Source organism: Hymenobacter cellulosivorans, assembly GCF_022919135.1.
In the GTDB taxonomy this organism is placed as follows: domain Bacteria; phylum Bacteroidota; class Bacteroidia; order Cytophagales; family Hymenobacteraceae; genus Hymenobacter; species Hymenobacter cellulosivorans.
In genome coordinates this window covers 4,545,813-4,564,689 of the sequence record NZ_CP095049.1, presented here as the reverse complement: position 1 = coordinate 4,564,689, position 18,877 = coordinate 4,545,813, and the positions used below count along the sequence as shown (strand labels likewise).

The 18,877-nt window shown below is 58.1% G+C and carries 17 protein-coding genes; 5 read left to right on the top strand and 12 right to left on the bottom strand.

Features of this window, described 5'->3' with window-relative positions:
- Positions 1 to 79: 79 nt before the first annotated feature.
- Positions 80 to 832 (top strand): SDR family NAD(P)-dependent oxidoreductase, encoded by a 753-nt coding sequence (locus tag MUN80_RS19375; RefSeq protein WP_244715405.1) that lies wholly within the window; start codon positions 80 to 82, stop codon positions 830 to 832.
- Between the two features lie 329 nt (positions 833 to 1,161).
- Here MUN80_RS19375 and MUN80_RS19370 read toward each other — a convergent pair whose 3' ends face one another.
- On the bottom strand, positions 1,162 to 1,821 hold the full coding sequence (locus tag MUN80_RS19370) for a DUF4159 domain-containing protein (RefSeq protein WP_244715403.1): 660 nt from the start codon (positions 1,819 to 1,821) through the stop codon (positions 1,162 to 1,164).
- Between the two features lie 176 nt (positions 1,822 to 1,997).
- Between MUN80_RS19370 and MUN80_RS19365 the strand changes: the two genes are divergently transcribed.
- Positions 1,998 to 2,564, top strand: coding sequence for a YdcF family protein (locus MUN80_RS19365; protein ID WP_244715401.1), 567 nt, complete (start codon positions 1,998 to 2,000; stop codon positions 2,562 to 2,564).
- Positions 2,565 to 2,676: 112 nt separating this feature from the next.
- On the top strand, positions 2,677 to 4,119 hold the full coding sequence (locus tag MUN80_RS19360) for an RtcB family protein (protein ID WP_244715400.1): 1,443 nt from the start codon (positions 2,677 to 2,679) through the stop codon (positions 4,117 to 4,119).
- An 88-nt stretch (positions 4,120 to 4,207) separates the two neighbouring features.
- Here the strand turns inward: MUN80_RS19360 and MUN80_RS19355 are convergent, their stop codons facing one another.
- A complete protein-coding gene (locus MUN80_RS19355) occupies positions 4,208 to 4,918 on the bottom strand; it encodes a 16S rRNA (uracil(1498)-N(3))-methyltransferase (protein WP_244715398.1) in 711 nt (236 codons plus the stop codon).
- Positions 4,919 to 5,060: 142 nt separating this feature from the next.
- On the opposite strand from MUN80_RS19355, the gene MUN80_RS19350 reads away from it, so the two are divergent.
- Complete coding sequence (locus tag MUN80_RS19350) at positions 5,061 to 6,131, top strand: SDR family oxidoreductase (RefSeq protein ID WP_244715396.1); 1,071 nt, start codon at positions 5,061 to 5,063, stop codon at positions 6,129 to 6,131.
- 93 nt (positions 6,132 to 6,224) lie between these two features.
- Here MUN80_RS19350 and pckA read toward each other — a convergent pair whose 3' ends face one another.
- Complete coding sequence (gene pckA, locus MUN80_RS19345; protein ID WP_375373992.1) at positions 6,225 to 7,847, bottom strand: phosphoenolpyruvate carboxykinase (ATP); 1,623 nt, start codon at positions 7,845 to 7,847, stop codon at positions 6,225 to 6,227.
- A gap of 261 nt (positions 7,848 to 8,108) precedes the next feature.
- On the opposite strand from pckA, the gene MUN80_RS19340 reads away from it, so the two are divergent.
- Positions 8,109 to 9,533 (top strand): peptide MFS transporter, encoded by a 1,425-nt coding sequence (locus MUN80_RS19340; protein WP_244715392.1) that lies wholly within the window; start codon positions 8,109 to 8,111, stop codon positions 9,531 to 9,533.
- Between the two features lie 252 nt (positions 9,534 to 9,785).
- Here the strand turns inward: MUN80_RS19340 and groL are convergent, their stop codons facing one another.
- From groL to MUN80_RS19295, 9 genes are all read right to left on the bottom strand, one after another.
- Positions 9,786 to 11,423: a chaperonin GroEL gene (groL, locus tag MUN80_RS19335; RefSeq protein ID WP_244715390.1), complete on the bottom strand. Its 1,638-nt coding sequence runs from the start codon at positions 11,421 to 11,423 to the stop codon at positions 9,786 to 9,788.
- 43 nt (positions 11,424 to 11,466) lie between these two features.
- On the bottom strand, positions 11,467 to 11,757 hold the full coding sequence (gene groES / locus MUN80_RS19330; RefSeq protein WP_135391854.1) for a co-chaperone GroES: 291 nt from the start codon (positions 11,755 to 11,757) through the stop codon (positions 11,467 to 11,469).
- A gap of 298 nt (positions 11,758 to 12,055) precedes the next feature.
- Positions 12,056 to 12,460, bottom strand: a complete 405-nt coding sequence (gene secG, locus MUN80_RS19325; RefSeq protein ID WP_244715388.1) for a preprotein translocase subunit SecG — start codon at positions 12,458 to 12,460, stop codon at positions 12,056 to 12,058.
- A complete protein-coding gene (locus MUN80_RS19320; RefSeq protein ID WP_244715386.1) occupies positions 12,461 to 14,014 on the bottom strand; it encodes a DUF8458 domain-containing protein in 1,554 nt (517 codons plus the stop codon).
- Positions 14,015 to 14,165: 151 nt separating this feature from the next.
- Positions 14,166 to 14,702, bottom strand: coding sequence for an LptE family protein (locus tag MUN80_RS19315; RefSeq protein WP_244715384.1), 537 nt, complete (start codon positions 14,700 to 14,702; stop codon positions 14,166 to 14,168).
- Positions 14,683 to 16,005 carry a sigma-54 interaction domain-containing protein gene (locus MUN80_RS19310; protein ID WP_244715382.1) on the bottom strand — a complete coding sequence of 441 codons (1,323 nt, stop codon included), beginning with the start codon at positions 16,003 to 16,005 and terminating at the stop codon, positions 14,683 to 14,685. Before MUN80_RS19310 ends, MUN80_RS19315 begins: the two co-directional genes overlap by 20 nt.
- A 71-nt stretch (positions 16,006 to 16,076) precedes the next feature.
- On the bottom strand, positions 16,077 to 16,388 hold the full coding sequence (locus tag MUN80_RS19305; RefSeq protein WP_244715380.1) for a hypothetical protein: 312 nt from the start codon (positions 16,386 to 16,388) through the stop codon (positions 16,077 to 16,079).
- Complete coding sequence (gene miaB, locus MUN80_RS19300) at positions 16,388 to 17,848, bottom strand: tRNA (N6-isopentenyl adenosine(37)-C2)-methylthiotransferase MiaB (protein WP_244715378.1); 1,461 nt, start codon at positions 17,846 to 17,848, stop codon at positions 16,388 to 16,390. Before miaB ends, MUN80_RS19305 begins: the two co-directional genes overlap by 1 nt.
- 329 nt (positions 17,849 to 18,177) lie before the next feature.
- On the bottom strand, positions 18,178 to 18,873 hold the full coding sequence (locus tag MUN80_RS19295; RefSeq protein ID WP_244715376.1) for an HAD family hydrolase: 696 nt from the start codon (positions 18,871 to 18,873) through the stop codon (positions 18,178 to 18,180).
- Positions 18,874 to 18,877 lie beyond the last annotated feature (4 nt).

The following is an 18,877-nucleotide window of genomic DNA, read 5'->3' as shown; positions in this document are numbered from 1 at the left end:
GATTGGCCGATACAACGCGGCTGCCAACGGACCAGGGGACCTTTGTCGTGTTCAAATCAACACCACACTTACACTCCCTATGCGTACTTCCAAAATCGCCTTGCTCACCGGTGGCAGCCGGGGCCTGGGCAAAGACATGGCCCTGAAACTGGCCCAGCAGGGCATCGACGTTGTCCTGACCTACCGCAGCCAGCAAGCAGAAGCCGCCGCGGTAGTGGCCGAAATCGAAGCCCTGGGCCGCCGCGCCGTGGCCCTGCCGCTGAACGCCGCCGACATCAGCACGTTTGATACGTTTTTCGCCCAGGTCACCACAGCCCTAGCCGATACCTTTGGTACCGACCGGTTCGACTTTCTGATCAACAACGCTGGGACCAGCCTCACTGCCCCTATTGCCGAGAATACGGAGGCGCAGTTTGACGAAATGCTCAATATTCATTTTAAGGGCGTGTACTTCCTCACGCAAAAGGCGTTGCCGTTCCTGCGCGACGGGGGCCGGATTATTAATATTTCCTCCGGTACCACGCGGGTTGCTTTCGCCGGGAGCTCGGCCTACGCTAGCATGAAAGGCGCAGTGGAAGTATTCACGCGCTACCTGGCCCTGGAGCTCGGCAGTCGGGGCATTGCCGCCAATGTGGTAGCGCCTGGGGCCGTATTTGGGGGCGGAGCCATGCTGGATACGCCCGAAATCCGGGCCTATGTGGCCCAGATTACGGCCCTGGGCCGCGTGGCCGAGCCCGACGACATCGGGGGTATTGTCGCCTTCCTCTGCTCGGATGCCGCCGGGTGGCTCAATGGGCAGCGCCTCGAAGCAACGGGCGGAATGATGCTGTAGTAATAGCTTGTACATCAGCTGTTCACCCAAACGAAAGACCTTTGCTCTGGTTATGCCAGCAAGGGTTTTTCGTTTGCGCTGTTTTAGCCTGGGACGTCCTGTTAGGCGCTACTGGGAAACGTAGGAGGCTACGGCAGGCAGGCAGGCAGATTTTAGCGCTCTGCGGAAAAAACCGGCCTGTGCCGAGCGGAATGGTTGCCATGGCCACAGTGCCTGCCATGCTGAGCTGCTTTTATCCCAAGATCGGAGCTGGTAGGAAATCTAGCGCGAACGTGCCTTCGGTTAAGAGTAGAAAACCAGACAAGCAGTCTATCCAGCTCACTCCTTGACTAATCCTGGGTCAGCGCGTACGTCACCAGGTTAGCCCCCATGCGCAGGGCCGCCTCGTGCACAGCGGGTGGGTCGTCGTAAGTGCCCACGTCTTCCCAGCCGTTGCCCAGGTCGCACTCAAAGCTGTAGAAGCACACCAGCCGACCTTTATAGAGCAGGCCGAAGCCTTGAGGGCGCTTGCCGTCGTGCTCGTGTACTTTGGGTAAGCCCTTGGGAAACTGATATTTTTGGTGGTAAATCGGGTGGGAGTAGGGCAGCTCCACAAATTCCAGTTCGGGAAATACCTTCTTCATTTCGGGCCGGATAAACTTGTCGAGACCGTAGTTGTCGTCGATGTGCAGAAAGCCGCCGCCGGTGAGGTAGCGCCGCAGGTTTTTGGCCTCGGCCTCGGTGAAAGCTACGTTGCCGTGGCCGGTCATGTGCACGAAAGGATAGGTGAACAGCTCCGGCGAGTCGAGCTCCACCACGGCTTCATCGGGGGCAATGTTGGTTTTGAGGGCCTGGTTGCAGAAGCGGATCAGGTTCGGCAGGCTGGTTTTATTGGCGTACCAGTCGCCCCCGCCACCGTAGTGCAGCTTGGCGATGCGGAAGCTGGGCACGGGCGCGGCGGCCGTCAGGGAAAAAAGCAGGAGCAGCGGGAGCAGCAGGTTTTTCAGCATAAGAAAGGACTAGCGGGTGATGCCCAATAGACTACAAAGTAACGACCAGGTGGCAAAGTTCAGTGAGTGGTCATCTTGAGGCCGAATTAGCCTCCGTTGTCGTTGGGGTAGTTGCCGGGTTACCGACGATTCGCGAAGTTGCCGCGTTTGGTTACCGCTACTCCTCACCCCAAGGCATGAAAATTCGCCGGCTAGTCTACTTTGCCACTGCTCTGCTGGCCGCCTGGTTCCTGTTGCATACCGGCTTTGTGGTAGCCGACGGCCTGACCGATACCGGGGAGCGGGCCGAAGTGGGCGTGATTCTGGGCAACACGGTCAACCCGGACGGTACCTTGTCGGAGCGGCTGCGGCAACGGCTGAACTGCGGCCTGCACCTCTATCAGAAGGGGCGGGTACAGCGGCTGCTCGTCAGCGGCGGGCTGGGCAAGGAGGGCTTTTATGAGGGCAGCAAGATGCGGGAATACCTGCGGCAGCACGGCGTGCCTGATTCGCTCATTGTCGTTGACAATAAGGGAAATACCACCGGGATGACGGTGCAGAACACCTTGCGTCTACAAGACAGCCTGGGCTTCCGCCGCCTGCTTGCGGTTTCTCAGTACTACCACCTGACGCGCACCAAAATGCTGTTTCGCAAGGCGGGTTTCACCCAAATCAGCAGCGTAAGCCCCCGGTACGTTGAGCTGCGGGATGGGTATTCACTGGCGCGGGAGTTCGTGGGCTTCTACCAGCAACTATTGTTTTAGGTCGAATTCACCCTTGTCGGCCCTAAGAGTTGAGCTCTGGCCGCAAAAAGTTGTTTCTTGCTACCCGCTGCAGTGCTGACCAATGCGCTTAGTGCCCTAACTGACTTCCTCTATGATTACCGGTAATGATTTATTAAGCCTGGGTTTGAAGCCTGGCAAGTGGTTTAAAGAAGCTCTGGAGCATATCAATACGCACGCCCTGGAAGGCGAGGCCCTGCACGCCTATCTCGATACGGTGAAGCCCGCCCCGGAAATTCCGCTGCTAACCCAGGCGGTGCCCTTTCACGAGAACATCAGCGCCGACTCCCCCGTGGAGCAGGCCAACATTGCCTACGTCCGGCAGTCGATGCAGCAACTGATGCGCACGCCCACGGTGGTGGCCGGCGCCATCATGCCCGACGCCTGCCCGGCTGGCCCGCTGGGTACGATTCCGGTCGGGGGCATCGTGGTGGCCCGCAACGCCATTCACCCCGGTATGCACAGCGCCGACATCTGCTGCTCGGTGATGCTAACCAATCTGGGAAAAACGGCCCCCAAAAGCGTGCTGGACGCCGCCCAGCAGATTACCCATTTCGGCCCGGGCGGCCGCCCCGAGGGCCAGCAGTTTGCGCTGCCTGCCGAAATTGAAGCCGAATTTCGGGCTAACCCGTTTCTCAACTCGTTGCGCAGCCTCAAGTTTGCCCATGAGCATCTGGGTACTCAGGGCGACGGCAACCACTTTCTTTACGTGGGCATTTCGCGCAACACCGGCGACACGGTACTCGTGACTCACCACGGCTCCCGGGGCCCTGGCGCGGCATTGTACACCCAGGGTATGAAAGTAGCCGAACGATTCCGCCAAGCTATTTCGCCCGAAACCGCCCCGCCCAACGCCTGGATTCCTGGTAACTCGGAGGAAGGAAAGCAGTACTGGGCCGCGCTGCAAACCATCCGGAAATGGACCAAGCAAAATCACCAGTGCCTGCACGAGGCCATTGCCACGGAGCTGGGCGCGGCCGTGCAGCAGCGGTTCTGGAACGAGCACAACTTTGTGTTTCGCGACGGCGACCTGTACTACCACGCCAAAGGCGCCACGCCGCTCGACCCGAAATTCATGCCCGACATTACCGGCCCGCGCATTATTCCGCTGAACATGGCCCAGCCCATTCTGCTAGTGGAAGGCACAACTACGGAGAATAACCTGGGCTTTGCGCCCCACGGAGCCGGCCGCAATCTAAGCCGCACCCGCCACAAGTACAGCAAGATTGGGCAAACCAAGGAAGAACTGTTTGCCGAAGAAACCCAGGGCATCGACGCCCGATTTTTTTTCAACCAGATTGATATTTCCGAACTGCCCAGCGCCTATAAGGATGCCGGGGAAGTACAGCGGCAGATTCAGGCGTTCAACCTGGCCACCATCGTAGACGAAATTCGGCCCTACGGCTGCATCATGGCCGGCGACTGGGAGCAGGACGCGCCCTGGCGCAAGAAAAAGCTGGCCAAAGCCGCGGCAGCTTTAGAAGCGCAGGGCGCTGCTGATTCGCAAGCGGATGCGTCGGCGTTGGCTGAAGGTTGAGTACTACCCCCTTTTTATAGGCCTCAAGCATCCTTAATGGCAAGCTGACAGAAAAACGCTGGTAGCGCACTGGCAGGCAGAATAAGGCTTACGCGCCTAGTTCCCGCACCACGTGCACCGTGTGCACTGCCGCCAGAGCGGCCGTTTCGGTGCGCAGCCGGGAAACTCCCAGCGTCACGGGGCGGATGCCGCGCTGCCGGGCCAATTCGATTTCCTGCGGGGTAAAGTCGCCTTCGGGGCCGATGAGCACGCAGCAGCCCGCTCCCTGCGCCGCTACGTGGGATAAAGCGGTTCTTTCGCCTTCTTCCAGGTGAGCAATAAAGGTGGTAGCGGGCTCCACGGTCGGGATGAAGGCGGCAAAATCAGTTAGCTCATCGAGCTGGGGCAGCCAGGCCTGGCCCGATTGCTTGAGGGCACTGACCGCAATTTTCTCCAAGCGCTCCAGCTTTAGCTCCCGCCGCTCCGAGCGGCTGCCGCGCAAAAACGTAATCCGCTCTACCCCAATTTCCACCGCCTTTTCAACCAGCCACTCCATCCGGTCCAGGTTTTTAGTAGGTGCCACGGCCACGTGCACAAAGTAGGGGCGGCGGGCTATCTGCTCGGTTTGTGTCACGCGCAGCTGGCAGCGTTTGGGGTTGGCATCAGCCACCTCGGCCTGGAATACACCACCGCGGCCATCCACCAGCACGACGGCGTCGGCGGAACCCAGGCGCAGGACCCGCACGGCGTGCTTGCTTTCGTCTTCGGGCAGGGTGTAGGTCGGTCCGACGAGGTCGGGGGCGTAGAAGGTGTGGGGCATGGCGCAAAAGTATCATTTCCGGGGCTGAGAAGTGCGGTGAAGGCCTCTAGGCGCTAAAATGACGGGGTGCCGCAATTTTTTATGCATCTAACCCCGCTTTCGGGCGTAGAAGCAAGCATTCCAACCTGAACACTTCTACGCTATGACACCCAAACTCAAAAAACTATCTGCTCAAACAATTGTCATTACCGGTGCCTCTTCGGGCATTGGCTTAGTGACGGCCCGTATGGCGGCCGAAAAAGGCGCGAAGCTAGTCTTGGCTGCCCGCAGTGAAAATGCGTTACGCCAGCTCTGTGAGGAAATCAACGACCAGGGCGGCCACGCCACTTATGTGGTAGCCGACGTGAGCAACCAGGAAGACGTGCGCCGCGTGGCCCAGGCCGCCCAGGCCGAGTTCGGCGGCTTCGATACCTGGATCAACGACGCGGGCGTATCTATCTACGGCAAGCTGGAGGATATCCCGGTCGAGGATATGCGCAAGCTGTTCGAAACCAACGTCTGGGGCCTGATTTACGGCTCCCTGGAAGCTACTAAGCACCTCAAGCAGCGGGGCGGCGCCATCATCAACATCGGCAGCATTCTGTCGGAAAGTACGGCCATTCTGCAAACCATCTATTCGGCCAGCAAGCACGCCGTGAAAGGCTTTACCGACGGCCTGCGCATGGAACTGGAAATGGACGAAGCCCCAGTGGTAGTAACCCTGATCAAGCCCGCCGCTATTGATACGCCTTATCCGCTGCACGCCAAAAACTACATGGAGCGCGAGGCTCAGCACGCTCCACCCGCCTACGCACCCGAAACCGTAGCCCGCGCCATTCTGCACTGCTGCGAAGTGCCCGAGCGCGAAATCACCGTCGGGGGCGGCGGCAAAATGATTACCAGCATGGCCACGCTCGCTCCGCGTTTGCTCGACAAATTCATGGAAAACGTGTTTGCCAAGCAGGAAAAAGCCGATTACGCCCCGCGCCCCCGCAACCAGAACGGCCTCGACCACGCCGCTGGCCGCCTGGAAGAGCGCGGCAACTACCCCGGTCATACCCGCGAAAGCAGCTACTACACCACTGCCACCCTGCACCCGCTGGTAACGGCCGCTGTAGCTGGGGCCGTAGGATTGGGTGTAGCCGCCCTGGTGCGCAAATCCCGCACCGGCACCGGCAGCGCTACCGACGCGGCGAACCTGCAAGAGTCGCACAGCGCCCAGTGGGTGGAATAATTGTCCGCTTTGCCGTACCGACTCTACAGAAAAAGCCCTGCTGGCAGCTGCCAGCAGGGCTTTTTCTTATTTAGGAATACGACTGCGACTCGATTAAGCCGTTACCTCGGCTACTTTCGGTGCGCCGGCCAGGATTTCCTCGTTGGCAAAGTCGGCGTACTTCTGGAAGTTATTGACAAACTTGTCGGCCAGGGAAGCAGCAGTTTTGTCGTAGGCTTCCTTGTCGGCCCAGGTGTTGCGCGGGTCCAGAATATCGGTAGGCACGCCCGGTACGGCGGCGGGAACTTCCACGCCGAAGATGGGGTGCTTAGTGAAGGTCACGTCGTTTAGCTCGCCGTTCAGGGCAGCCGTAATCATGGCCCGGGTGTAGCCCAGCTTCATGCGTGAGCCCACGCCGTAGGAGCCCCCGGTCCAGCCCGTGTTGATCAGCCACACATTCACGTCGGGGTTCTCGTCCATTTTCTGGCCCAGCATCTCGGCGTACTTAGTGGGGTGCAGGGGCAGGAACACGGCGCCAAAGCAAGCCGAGAAGGTAGTCTGGGGCTCAGTAATGCCCATTTCGGTACCTGCTACCTTAGCCGTGTAGCCGCTCATGAAGTGGTACATGGCGTGGCTCTTATCCAGCTTGCTGATGGGAGGCAGCACGCCAAATGCATCGGCCGTAAGGAAGAAAATGTTCTTGGGCGCATCCGCTACCGATGGCTCAATGGCGTTGTCGATGTAGTTGATGGGGTAAGCCGTGCGCGTATTCTCCGTCACCGACTTATTGGCGTAGTCTACCGTGTGGGTACCGGGAATAAAGCGGGTATTCTCCACGATGGAGCCGAACTTGATAGCATCCCAGATCTGGGGCTCCTTTTCGCGGCTCAGGTCGATAACCTTGGCGTAGCAGCCGCCTTCGAAGTTGAAGATGCCCGCGTCGGGCGTCCAGCCGTGCTCGTCGTCGCCGATGAGGCCGCGGTTGGGGTCAGCCGAGAGGGTCGTTTTGCCCGTACCCGACAGGCCGAAGAATACGGCTGTGTCGCCATCCTCGCCTACGTTGGCCGAGCAGTGCATGCTCAGCGTGTTGTGCTCGTGGGGCAACAGGTAGTTCAGAACCCCGAAAATGCCCTTCTTCATCTCGCCAGCGTAGCCCGTACCCCCAATCAGAATCATCTTCTTGGTGAAGTTCAGGATGGCGAAGTTGGCTTGGCGCGTACCATCTACAGCCGGATCGGCTTCGAAGCCGGGGGCGCAGATGATAGTGAAGTCCGGCAGCCACGAAGTGTCGGCGCCTTCTTCGGGACGCAGGAACATGTTGTAGCAAAACAGGTTATGCCACGCCAGCTCATTCACCACGCGAAGCTTAAGTTGGTAATCGGGATTGGCGCCGGCGTAGGCTTCCCGCACGTACAGCTCCTTGTCGGCCAGATAGTTCACCATTTTGGTGTGGAGCTGGTCAAACTTGTCGGCGTCGAAGGCAATGTTGATGTCGCCCCACCATACGGAGTCAGCCGTGTTGGCGTCTTTCACGACGAAGCGGTCCTTGGGTGAGCGGCCGGTGAACTTGCCGGTGTCGGCCATCAGGGCGCCCGTGTCGGTGAGGGTGCCTTCACCGCGGCGCAGAGCATGCTCAACAAGCTCTGCCGGCGTTAGGTTAAGGTGCACTTCACCGGTTTGGGAGAATCCGAGCGGCTGCAAACGATTGCGGAGAGAGGTAGTAGCGGCAGTGTCCATCATGGGGCCGGGAACGGGGAAAAGTGGGTGGGAGATGGGGGAATTGCAGGACAAAAGTAGACAAAAAACTGATACCAAGGCTTACGCCTGTTAGTTTATGCAGGATATTAGCGAAAATTCGCTAATTAGGTTTCGTTTTTCCTTGAAATCTTGGCTAGACATGTGGAACTGTCCAGGGTTAGGAAACTTTTGTAGCTTTACAAACCTGCCCCAGGTTTGCCGCAGGCAGCTTTTCTCTTTCCACCCTTTCATTTTCTTTCCATGCAAACGACCTCCGCTGTGCGGGAGCAGCCTAGTACGCAACAAGGGCATCCTCCGGGGCTCTATCTATTGTTCTTCACCGAAATGTGGGAACGGTTCAGCTACTATGGTATGCGGGGCCTGCTTATGCTTTACCTCTCCAAGACGGCCATTGAAGGCGGTCTGGGTATCGATGCGGCCAGTGCTTCCCTGATTTATGGCTACTTCACCGGCTTCGTTTACCTGACGCCCATCATCGGGGGCTGGCTAGCCGATAAATACATTGGTCAGCGGCGGGCCATTCTGATTGGTGGTCTGACCATGGCCCTGGGGCAGTTCTTTCTGTTTATGCAGCCCACCCTGTCAACTGAAGGCGCGCTTTTCGGTTTGCCTTGGCCTACATTGCTGGGCCTGTTGCTGCTAATATTGGGTAACGGCTTTTTCAAGCCGAATATTTCGACCATCGTTGGTAAGCTCTATGAGCAAGGTGACCCGCGCCGGGATGCGGCTTTTACCATCTTCTACATGGGTATCAATACAGGTGCTTTCCTGGCACCTCTCGTATGTGGCTATTTTGCCGAAGATCTGTTTGCCACCAAAACGTTGGTAAATGGGGCTGAGCAAGTAGCCAGCTACGGCTTCCGCTACGGCTTCCTGGCGGCAGGCGTCGGTATGTTACTGGGCCAATTAGCGTTTAACCTGCTGGGCAAGCGTTTCCTGGGCGACGTAGGAATGTACCCCGAGGGCCGGAACGAGGGCACAACGGTCGAAAAAGCTCCGTTGACCAAGGAAGAAACGGACCGTATGGCCGTAATCTTCATCATCACCCTGTTTGTGGTCTTCTTCTGGGCTGGCTTCGAACAGGCTGGTTCTTCCCTCACGCTCTACACCGACAAGTTTATTGACCGGGAGGTCGGCGGATTCCTGATTCCGACTTCGTGGTTCCAGTCGGTAAATGCGGGCTTTATTGTGTTGCTAGGCGCGCCGGTAGCAGCGTTGTGGGTATACCTGGGCCGCCGGGGCAAAGATCTGAGCATTCCCGTGAAAATGGGCCTGGGCATGGTGTTGCTTGGCGTAGGCTTCCTGTTCATGGTTGGGGCCGTAATGGAGCGGGGCGGTGATGTGGCCGATCAGGCCATCAAGGCCAGCATCTGGTGGCTGCTCGCTACCTATTTCTTCCATACGATTGGCGAGCTGTGTCTCTCACCGGTGGGCCTCTCGATGGTGTCGCGCCTGTCGCCGGCCGCTCTCACCTCCATGCTGATGGGCGTGTGGTTCCTGGCTCCCTTCGTGGCCCAGATTGCCGGTGGCTACATTGCCGCTTACGTAGAAGAACTCGGGGCTCTGAAAGTGTTTGGCCTGATTGCCGGGTTTGTTATCCTGGCCGGTTTAATTCTGATTGCCATTGCCAAGAAGCTATTCCACATGATGCACGGCCGCGGCTAGTAGCTGCCGGTCCGGTCTCGTAGCAAAATACAAAAAGCCCTGCCAGATACGTTCGGCGGGGCTTTTTTATGCTATAGGGCTATGGGTTTCGGGCCCTACATCCCGCCAAAGCGTGGTTTCTTTCCGGCTTGGCAGATGAAGACTAATTCAATACGCAAAAGTGTGCCGCGCACCTGTTTAACAGAAAAAACCCCGCCGAACATTGTCCAGCGGGGCTTTTTACTTGTCGAGCAGCTAGCTCAGGCGGGCTGATTACATCATGCCGCCCATGCCACCCATGCCGGGGTTGCCACCACCGGCAGCACCTTTGTCCTCCTCGGGCTCGTCCGAAATCACGCACTCAGTGGTCAGGAGCAGGCCGGCAATCGAAGCGGCATTTTCCAGGGCCAGACGCGTTACTTTGGTTGGATCGAGGATACCAGCGGCCATCAGGTTTTCGTAGCGGTCTTCGCGGGCGTTGTAGCCGTAGTCGCCCGAACCTTCACGTACTTTCTGTACGACTACCGAGCCTTCACCACCGGCGTTGGCTACGATGGTGCGCAGGGGAGCCTCGATGGCCGTGCGGATGATGTTTACACCGGTCCGCTCATCGCCATTCAGCGTATCAACAGCTTCCAGAGCATCCAGAGCGCGTACCAGGGCTACACCGCCGCCGGGCACTACACCTTCTTCCACGGCCGCGCGGGTTGCGTGCAGCGCATCGTCAACGCGGTCCTTCTTTTCTTTCATCTCAACCTCCGTAGAGGCGCCGATGTAGAGGATGGCCACGCCACCCGACAGCTTGGCCAAGCGCTCCTGCAGCTTCTCCTTGTCGTAATCCGACGTGGTGGTGCTGATTTGGGCTTTGATTTCGTTGATACGGGCGGTGATGGTTTCCTTCTCACCTTTACCGTTGACAATCGTGGTGTTGTCTTTGTCAATGATGATTTTCTCCGCCGTGCCGAGGTACTCCAACGTGGCGCTGTCGAGCTTGTAGCCGCGCTCTTCCGAAATAACGGTACCGCCGGTCAGGACGGCAATGTCTTCCAGCATGGCTTTGCGACGGTCGCCGAAGCCGGGAGCCTTAACGGCCGCAATTTTCAGCGAACCACGCAGCTTGTTTACCACCAAGGTTGCCAGGGCTTCGCCATCTACATCTTCGGAGATGATAACCAGGGGCTTACCAGTCTGAACTACCTGCTCGAGTACGGGCAGCAGCTCTTTCATGGTGCTTACTTTCTTGTCGTAGATGAGAACGAAAGGATTGTCGAACTCAGCCTCCATTTTCTCCGGATTGGTCACGAAGTAGGGGGAGAGGTAGCCACGGTCGAACTGCATGCCTTCCACCGTTTTTACTTCGGTTTCGGTACCGCGGGCTTCTTCGACGGTGATAACACCTTCTTTGCCTACTTTATCCATGGCGTCGGCAATCATTTTGCCGATTTCCATGTCGTTGTTGGCCGAAATAGCGCCTACTTGGGCAATTTCCGAGGAGTTCTCAATTTTCTTGGACTGCGCCTTCAGGTTAGCAACCACGGCAATAACTGCCTTGTCGATACCACGCTTCAGATCCATAGGGTTGGCACCGGCAGCTACGTTTTTCGAGCCGGCAGCATAGATAGCCTGGGCCAATACGGTAGCAGTAGTCGTGCCGTCACCAGCCTGGTCGGCGGTTTTGGAAGCTACTTCCTTCACCAGTTGAGCACCCATGTTTTCTACTGGGTCGCTCAGTTCAATTTCCTTGGCTACGGTTACACCGTCCTTGGTGATGCTGGGAGCCCCAAATTTCTTGTCGATAACCACGTTGCGGCCTTTGGGGCCCAGGGTTACTTTCACGGCATTCGCCAGTTTGTCTACGCCGCGCTTCAGTTTGTCGCGGCCGTCGGTATCGAATTGGATGTTCTTAGCCATCGTATGTTAACAGAGAGGATGAATTCGGAAAGGAGAGGGTGATTTACAGGACGGCGAAAATGTCCGACTCGCGCATGATCAGATAGTCCTGGCCATCGACGGTGATTTCCGTACCGGCATATTTGCCATACAGCACTTGGTCGCCCACTTTTACCTGCGGCTGAATCAGGGTGCCGCTGTCGGCCACTTTGCCTTCGCCTACAGCCACTACTTCGCCACGCTGGGGCTTCTCTTTTGCTGTATCGGGGATGATGATGCCCGATTTGGTTTTTTCCTCAGCAGCAGCCGGTGCAATGATGACGCGGTCAGCCAGCGGTTTCATGCTTAGTGACATATTGTTCGTTTTGGTTGAAAGGGTTGGTTGAAATGAACCTGTGCCCGCAGGCATCACTTCTTATGCCAGCCTCCGCGAACCTGACAGAATGAACACGTTTTAGCTCTGTTCTCAGTCAGGTTTTCACAGCAGCGTGCCCAGGTGTCAGGGTAGCGGCGGAAAAAAGACCGGCTGCTAGGGGTAGCCGACCCTGCTATTGGTCGCCGGAAGCAGACCAGGAAGTGCCAAAACCGGTAAAAAGAAAAGCCGCTGCCTCCGGTAAGGAAGCAGCGGCTGAAAAAGCAGGTAAGCTTTACGTTTACTGAGCCGGCGTAGCGGCAGGCTGCTGAGCAGGCGTGGCGGCTGGAGCAGCAGCGCCGGGAGCCGTAGCGGCACCAGGGGCGGCCGGCGCAGGCGTGGTGGGAGCACCGGTTGGCAGTTTGGTTTCTAAGGCCCGCTGCTGGTTTACGCTACGGGTAGGGCCGGCGGCTGAGGTCGTTCCCAGCACCACGTGGGTACCCAGCGTCAGTACCATCAGGCCGATGGCGAAGCCCCAAGTCAGGCGCTCCAGCAAATCACCGGTCCGCTTTACGCCCATCAGGTTGGCTGCGCCGCCCGAACCAAACTGGCTCGACAGTCCACCTCCTTTAGGGTTTTGGGCCAGCACTACCAGCGCCAGCAGCAAGCATACGAACAGAATCAGGCCAATGAGAGCGTAATACATTTACTCGGTGGATTTCAGTTGTTGGATTTGTTCGGCAAAATACGCCTTTTTTTCCGGCTGACGCATCATCAGCCGTTCATATATTTCAATTGCTTTCTGAAGCTTGCCCTGGCGAATCATGATTTTAGCCAGGCTTTCCGAGGCTATATCCGGCGCGCCCTGGGTACTGCGCACCGACAAATCGGCTTGCTCCTCGGCTGAAGCGGGCAGGGCCGCCGGGGACCGAAGCCGGGGCTGATTGCGCAGGAATTTGTTGATCAAGTCGAACGGCGACGGAGTAGGCGGCGGGGTGGGCTGATACCGCCGGGCGTGCTCCTGCAACAGCGCGTCGGGGCTGAAAAACTCGGTAGTAGGCAAGGCGTTGGTCAGCTCATCGGTGAGCTGCAGGCAGAAACCGTAGCGGCTACCACCGGTTAGGGCGTAGCCCAGGTGGTCGTCGCCCCGGAACTCGGGTACTGTTTCCACCGGTATGGAGGGTACTTCTTCCTCCAGCGTAGGCAATTCGTAGATAACCTGCTCAGCGGGCTCGGGCAGGCTCAGACCGAATTCGAAGCGGGACGTGCCAACTTCCACCGGCGGGCGAATCGGGGGTGCTACGGCTGGCAGAATGTCTTCTTCGGGTCCGTTTTCAACCAGCTCGGGTAGTTCTACAGTAAACTCTTCTTCTTGAGAAGGGGTAAATACTTGGCCGGTAGAATCCAAGTCCGATGCTTGCTCAAGGAGAGCTTCAGCTGGCTGGTCCTCGGTAAACGCTTCGGCAGCGGACAGGGCAGTGGCTTCCCCTGTAATTTGGTGGTCTGTAGTAGCGGATAGCTCCGGCAACTCTGGCAGCGAGAATTCGTCTGCAGCGACGGGCTCAGCTTCGGGGGTTAGGGTTTGCGGCGCTACTTCGGAAACAGCCAGGATATCCTGGTCCATTGCGACAGGTTCAGGCTCGATGCAGGCTGCAGGCGCGATTTCCAGAAGCTGCTCTTCCTGCGCTTCCTCTTCCGCAGCAAGGGCGGGAGCTATTGCCGGCAATTCCATCGCCGTAGTATCGTCTTCAGGAGCTGCTGGGCTGTGTGTTGCAGTCTCTAAGACTTCCGTTTCCCCCGTGCCCGGCGCAGGGGCGCTCAACTCGGGTTGGTCGGGAGCAAAAAATGCTTCCGGCCGGGCGTCCTGCGCAGGCTCCTCTACTTCCGCTATGGCTTCTGCTGCTACCGAAGTTGTTTCTGTAATTAGTTTGCTATCAGTAGGTAGCGCCTTAGTAAAGGAAGAAGTGGCAACTAACTGCTCAGCGGCAGGAGCTACCGTAGCGGGAGTCGGGCTGGATGAATGCGTAGCGGGCTGCTCGATGAGCTGGCGCAGCAGCTGCCGGTCGGTGGCATACGTAGCTGCCCGGCGCAGGCGCTGACTGGCCAGCATGCTGCCTTGGTCGTGCGCGGCCTTGGCTAGCAGTACGTGGGCCGTTTGGCAGTAGGGAAAGGCGGCGGCTAATTGCTCAAGCTCCCGAATCTCAGCCTCCGAAATGGTGCCGACGTGGTCAAGAATGTGCAACAGCGACGCGCGGGTCATAGACAAAGGAGTTAAAAGCCAGCCCACTGGCACTTAAAGGAAGGCTTCAAGCAGACCGAAGCCGGGAAACCCGGTCGAATACGGGGCGGCAAAAGTGCATCAAATTACGCAAGAAACCCACGCCGGCCGCAAATTGGCGCAAAACTGGCGCTTACCAGTTGGCTACCGACTTGTTGAAGGTGTCGGTAATAATGTTGGTGACCGGGACCCGAATAGCGTTTGGGTTGTTGTTGATGCTGGTTGGGTCCTGGTCGGCGTTGAAGTCGGCATAGCTCTGGAAGGTCTGCTCGAAATCCTGTTTCGGGTCCTTGGTATTCGTAAACCGCACCCGCACCTGAATGGTAAGGCGGTTCAGCCCGGCCTGGGTAACGCCGTTGGTATTCTGAATGGCAGCCGGAGCAAAGTCGAAGCCAATGATTTGGCCTTCAAACTGCAAATCCCCGTCGCGCGGCACGAGCTTGAGCGTGGTATTGCGCTGGTAGAAGTCCTTGAAATCCTCGGTAAACCGCTGGGAAATGTAGGCCGGGCCGTTATTAGCCGTGTTCTGGAACGTCTGCACGGAGAACGTTTTGACCGATGGATCAATGTTGGTGCCCGTGAAGGAGTACACGCTGCACCCGGCCAGGAAAGGTACTAAAGTCAGTACTACCAGCCAGGCAGCTAGGTGCTTACAATTGTTCCAGATCATATTGTTTCAGCTTGCGGTATAAGGTGCGCTCCGAGATGCCCAGATCGTGGGCCGCGTACTTGCGCTTGTTGTGGTGCTTTTTCAGGGCCTTCATAATCATCTCCTTTTCCTTGGCCTCCAGGGAAAGGGTTTCCTCTTCGGTTTCGTGCGGAATGTCCTCCACGCGCTGTGGCTCCTCTTCGTAGGTAGCTGCATCATCCACCGTTATTTCGGGGCGGGGCGTGATGAAGTACTCGGCAGTGCTGCCCTCAATGGGAGCAGAACGGGTCAGACGGTTGTTTTCGTACACCGGAGCCACGTTCAGGTTGTTGAAAAGGTGGCTGTTCTGCCGCAGCAGCTCCTGGGCTTCGGCTGGGCGCTGTCCGGCGGCCATATCGAGTACCATTTTCTTCAGGTCCGTCATGTCGCGGCGCATGTCGAAGAGCACCTTGTAGAGCAGGTCCCGCTCAGAGTAGCCGTTGGCTTCGGCCCCGGCCCCGGAGGCGCTCAGCAGCATGGGCAGGCGGCTGCTTTGCTCGGCGGGCAGGTACTGGCGCAGGCGGCTGTGGTCCACCTCCCGGTCGGTTTCCAATACCGACATCTGCTCGGCCACATTCTTAAGCTGGCGGATGTTGCCGGGAAAGCTGAAGCGCTGCAGTTCGGTCACGGCCTCCGGGCTCAGGGCAATGGGCTTGACGCGGTAACGCTCGGCAAAGTCGGTAGCAAACTTTCTGAACAGTAGATAAATATCGTCCCCTCGTTCACGCAACGGTGGAACAGTAATCGGAACGGTGTTGAGGCGGTAGTAGAGGTCTTCCCGGAACTTCCCTTCGCGCACGGCGTCGAGCAGGTTCACGTTGGTAGCGGCTACTACGCGCACGTCGGTTTTCTGCACCTTGCTGGAGCCCACGCGAATGAACTCGCCGTTTTCGAGTACGCGCAAGAGGCGGGCCTGGGTGCCCAGGGGCATTTCCCCGATTTCGTCGAGGAAGATGGTGCCGCCATTGGTGACCTCGAAATAGCCCTTACGGGCTTCTTGGGCGCCGGTAAACGAGCCTTTCTCGTGGCCAAACAGCTCGGAGTCAATCGTGCCCTCGGGAATGGCCCCGCAGTTAATGGCAATGAACTGCCCGTGCTTGCGCGGCGAGAGGGCGTGGATAATCTTGGAAAAGGATTCCTTGCCCGAGCCGCTTTCCCCGGTGATGAGCACCGTCATATCGGTGGGCGCTACCTGGGCCGCCACCTGAATGGCGTAGTTCAGCGCCGGCGCATTACCGATAATGCCGAAGCGTTGCTTGATGGATTGTATTTCGGAAGGTGTCAAGGTCGGGAGTAGGTTTTTCGGGAGGAAGACGGAAAGCAGCAGGAATTACTTTACTATCAAGAAATATGCTTCTATGAATTGCAGTAGTTCGCAAAGAATAGGTCAAACTTTTTCCGCTTTCCTATTCCTCCGCTGCTCTTTAAAAAGAGAGTTTCAGGTTCGTATTCATCTACTGCACCTGTGATGGTCCATGCCGCATTCCAGAAGCTGGATGTTCGATAAAAGGAATAGGTTTTAAAAGAAACCTGGTCCGTTTCAGCGTCAATGAACACTTGTTCAATTTCAGCTTGGTCAAAGCGGACTCCTAAAAATGCCTGCAGTTGCGCAAGAGTGTTGCGCAGTTTCTCGTCGATTAAAAGGACCTGAAAAGGTGAGCTAGCCATTAGTAGCCAGAATCCTGGCTCACAATCTCACCCAGCAGTGCCGCGCCCGTCGTGCTGGTAACTAGGACGTTCACGTAGTCGCCTTTCTGGGCGGTGCCTTTGGGGAAGATGACTACCTGATTCTGGCTGTTGCGGCCGCTGAGTTGCTCTTCCGACCGTTTGGAGCGGCCTTCCACCAGCACGCGGTGCACGCGGCCGACCATGCGGGCGTAGCGGGCCCGGGCGTGGAGCTGCTGCCGGTCGATGACTTCCTGCAGGCGGCGCTTCTTCACGTCCAGCGGCACGTCGTCGGCCAGCTTGCGGGCGGCCAGCGTGCCGGGGCGCTCGGAGTAGAAGAAGTTGTAACCCATGTCGTACTGCACGAAGTCGATCAGGCTCAGGGTTTCCAGGTGTTCTTCCTCGGTTTCGGAGCAGAAGCCCGAAATCATATCGGTGCTGATGGCGCAATCCTCGCCCAGAATGCGGCGGATGGCCTGCACCCGTTCCTCGTACCAGGGCCGGTCGTAGGTGCGGTTCATGAGCTTGAGCACCCGCGAGTTACCGCTTTGGGCGGGCAGGTGAATGTACTTGCAGATGTTCTCGTACTTGCCCATGGTGTAGAGCACCTCGTCGGTGATATCCTTGGGGTGAGACGTAGAGAAGCGCACCCGCAGCTCGGGGCTGATAAGAGCTACACGCTCCAGCAGCTGGGCGAAGTTGACGAACTCCAGGCCGTCCTCGGACGTCCACTTGTAGGAGTCCACATTCTGGCCCAGCAGGGTCACTTCCTTGTAGCCCTGGGCCACCAGGTCGCGGCATTCCTGCACGATGCTGTGCGCGTCGCGGCTCCGCTCGCGGCCCCGGGTGAAGGGCACCACGCAGAACGAGCACATATTGTCGCAGCCGCGCATGATGCTCACAAAGGCAGTGATGCCATTGGAGTTGAGGCGCACGGGCGTGATGTCGGCGTAGGTTTCGTCGCGCGAGAGCAGCACGTTTACCGCTTTCTGGCCACCGTCGACTTCCCGGATCAGGTTGGGCAGGTCGCGGTAGGCGTCGGGGCCCACGACGAGGTCGACGAGCTTTTCTTCCTCCAGGAACTTGCTTTTCAGGCGCTCGGCCATACAGCCCAGCACGCCCACGAGCAGGCCGGGGTTGCGCTTTTTGTGGCTGTTGATCTGCGAGAGGCGCATGCGCACGGTTTGCTCGGCCTTTTCGCGGATGGAGCAGGTGTTGAGCAGCACCAAATCGGCGTCGGAGAGTTGCTCGGTGGTATCAAAGCCTTCCTCGAAGAGGATGGAGGAGACGATTTCGGAGTCGGAGAAATTCATCTGGCAGCCGTAGCTCTCGATGTAGAGCTTGCGCTGCCGGCCGGTGCGGGTGGCCGGGCTGACGCGCACCTCCTGAGCCGGTTGGTGGTCGGCAGCGGTGGGTGCGGCGGGCGTATCGAGAAAGTCGAGGGTGAGCAGAGGCTGGGACATAGATATCGTAAACACAGAAGGAGGGCAAAGGTAAGGGTTTTTGCCCCAAAATGACAGAATGGCAGAGCTTCCGAAGTGGTGAACTAGTGAAATGGCGAAATGGTGAGTTGTCGTTCGGCTGGCGCGAAAGGCATACTCGTGTCCTTGTGAGGAGGCAGGACGAAGCTATCCGTCCTCTGAAGTGGGCAAAGTGCCTTGAAGCGAAAAGCCCTAACGTCAACTCTGGCGTTGGGGCTTTCTGGTAAAGAACGTTTGTCACAAGCAGCGGACGGATGGTTTAGCTCTGCTCGCAAGGACACAAGGTAATTGAACAGCAACTCACCAGTTCACTAGTCCACCAAATCCAGCACCTGGCGCAAATCCGTGACGGCGTGAAATTCTAGGCCGGCGAGCTTTTCGGGGTCGACGTGCTCGAAGACCCAGGTGGCGTGGAAGGGAACGTGTACGGCGCGGAAACCGAGCTGGGCTACGGGTAGGATGTCGGACTTGAGGGAGTTGCCAATCATGAAAAACTCGCCGGGCAGGGCGTTGTAGCGGGCCAGCAGACGCTGGTAGGTGGCCTCGTCCTTTTCACTGACGATTTCCACGTAGTCGAAATACTCGCCCAGGCCGGAGCGGGCCAGCTTGCTTTCCTGGTCGAACAGGTCGCCCTTGGTGAGCACCATCAGGCGGTGGCCGCGGCGGCGCAGCTCGGTGAGCACCTCGACTACGCCCGGCAGGGGCTCGATGGGGTAGCGCAACAGGTCCTTGCCCATATCCAGGATCTGCTGGATTTCGACGCCGGTGACCTTGCCGTCGGTGAGCTGGATGGCAGTTTCAATCATGGAGAGCATGAAGGACTTGGCCCCGTAGCCAAAGAGCTTCATGTTCTGGCGCTGCACCTGGTTGAGCTGCTCGGTGATGCGCTGGGCATCACCGCAGTGGGCCAGAATTTCCAGGAGCTGGGCTTCGACCTGGTCGAAGTGGGGCTGGTTGGACCAGAGCGTGTCGTCGGCGTCGAAGGCAATCAGATGGGGAGCAGACATGGGC

What these genes read in the sequence shown, in the direction of transcription:
- MUN80_RS19375 (WP_244715405.1), top strand. Translation starts at nt 80, where the DNA reads ATGCGTACTTCCAAAATCGCCTTGCTCACCGGTGGCAGCCGGGGCCTG.
- MUN80_RS19370 (WP_244715403.1), bottom strand. Translation starts at nt 1,821, where the DNA reads ATGCTGAAAAACCTGCTGCTCCCGCTGCTCCTGCTTTTTTCCCTGACG.
- MUN80_RS19365 (WP_244715401.1), top strand. Translation starts at nt 1,998, where the DNA reads ATGAAAATTCGCCGGCTAGTCTACTTTGCCACTGCTCTGCTGGCCGCC.
- MUN80_RS19360 (WP_244715400.1), top strand. Translation starts at nt 2,677, where the DNA reads ATGATTACCGGTAATGATTTATTAAGCCTGGGTTTGAAGCCTGGCAAG.
- MUN80_RS19355 (WP_244715398.1), bottom strand. Translation starts at nt 4,918, where the DNA reads ATGCCCCACACCTTCTACGCCCCCGACCTCGTCGGACCGACCTACACC.
- MUN80_RS19350 (WP_244715396.1), top strand. Translation starts at nt 5,061, where the DNA reads ATGACACCCAAACTCAAAAAACTATCTGCTCAAACAATTGTCATTACC.
- pckA (WP_375373992.1), bottom strand. Translation starts at nt 7,847, where the DNA reads ATGGACACTGCCGCTACTACCTCTCTCCGCAATCGTTTGCAGCCGCTC.
- MUN80_RS19340 (WP_244715392.1), top strand. Translation starts at nt 8,109, where the DNA reads ATGCAAACGACCTCCGCTGTGCGGGAGCAGCCTAGTACGCAACAAGGG.
- groL (WP_244715390.1), bottom strand. Translation starts at nt 11,423, where the DNA reads ATGGCTAAGAACATCCAATTCGATACCGACGGCCGCGACAAACTGAAG.
- groES (WP_135391854.1), bottom strand. Translation starts at nt 11,757, where the DNA reads ATGTCACTAAGCATGAAACCGCTGGCTGACCGCGTCATCATTGCACCG.
- secG (WP_244715388.1), bottom strand. Translation starts at nt 12,460, where the DNA reads ATGTATTACGCTCTCATTGGCCTGATTCTGTTCGTATGCTTGCTGCTG.
- MUN80_RS19320 (WP_244715386.1), bottom strand. Translation starts at nt 14,014, where the DNA reads ATGACCCGCGCGTCGCTGTTGCACATTCTTGACCACGTCGGCACCATT.
- MUN80_RS19315 (WP_244715384.1), bottom strand. Translation starts at nt 14,702, where the DNA reads ATGATCTGGAACAATTGTAAGCACCTAGCTGCCTGGCTGGTAGTACTG.
- MUN80_RS19305 (WP_244715380.1), bottom strand. Translation starts at nt 16,388, where the DNA reads ATGGCTAGCTCACCTTTTCAGGTCCTTTTAATCGACGAGAAACTGCGC.
- miaB (WP_244715378.1), bottom strand. Translation starts at nt 17,848, where the DNA reads ATGTCCCAGCCTCTGCTCACCCTCGACTTTCTCGATACGCCCGCCGCA.
- MUN80_RS19295 (WP_244715376.1), bottom strand. Translation starts at nt 18,873, where the DNA reads ATGTCTGCTCCCCATCTGATTGCCTTCGACGCCGACGACACGCTCTGG.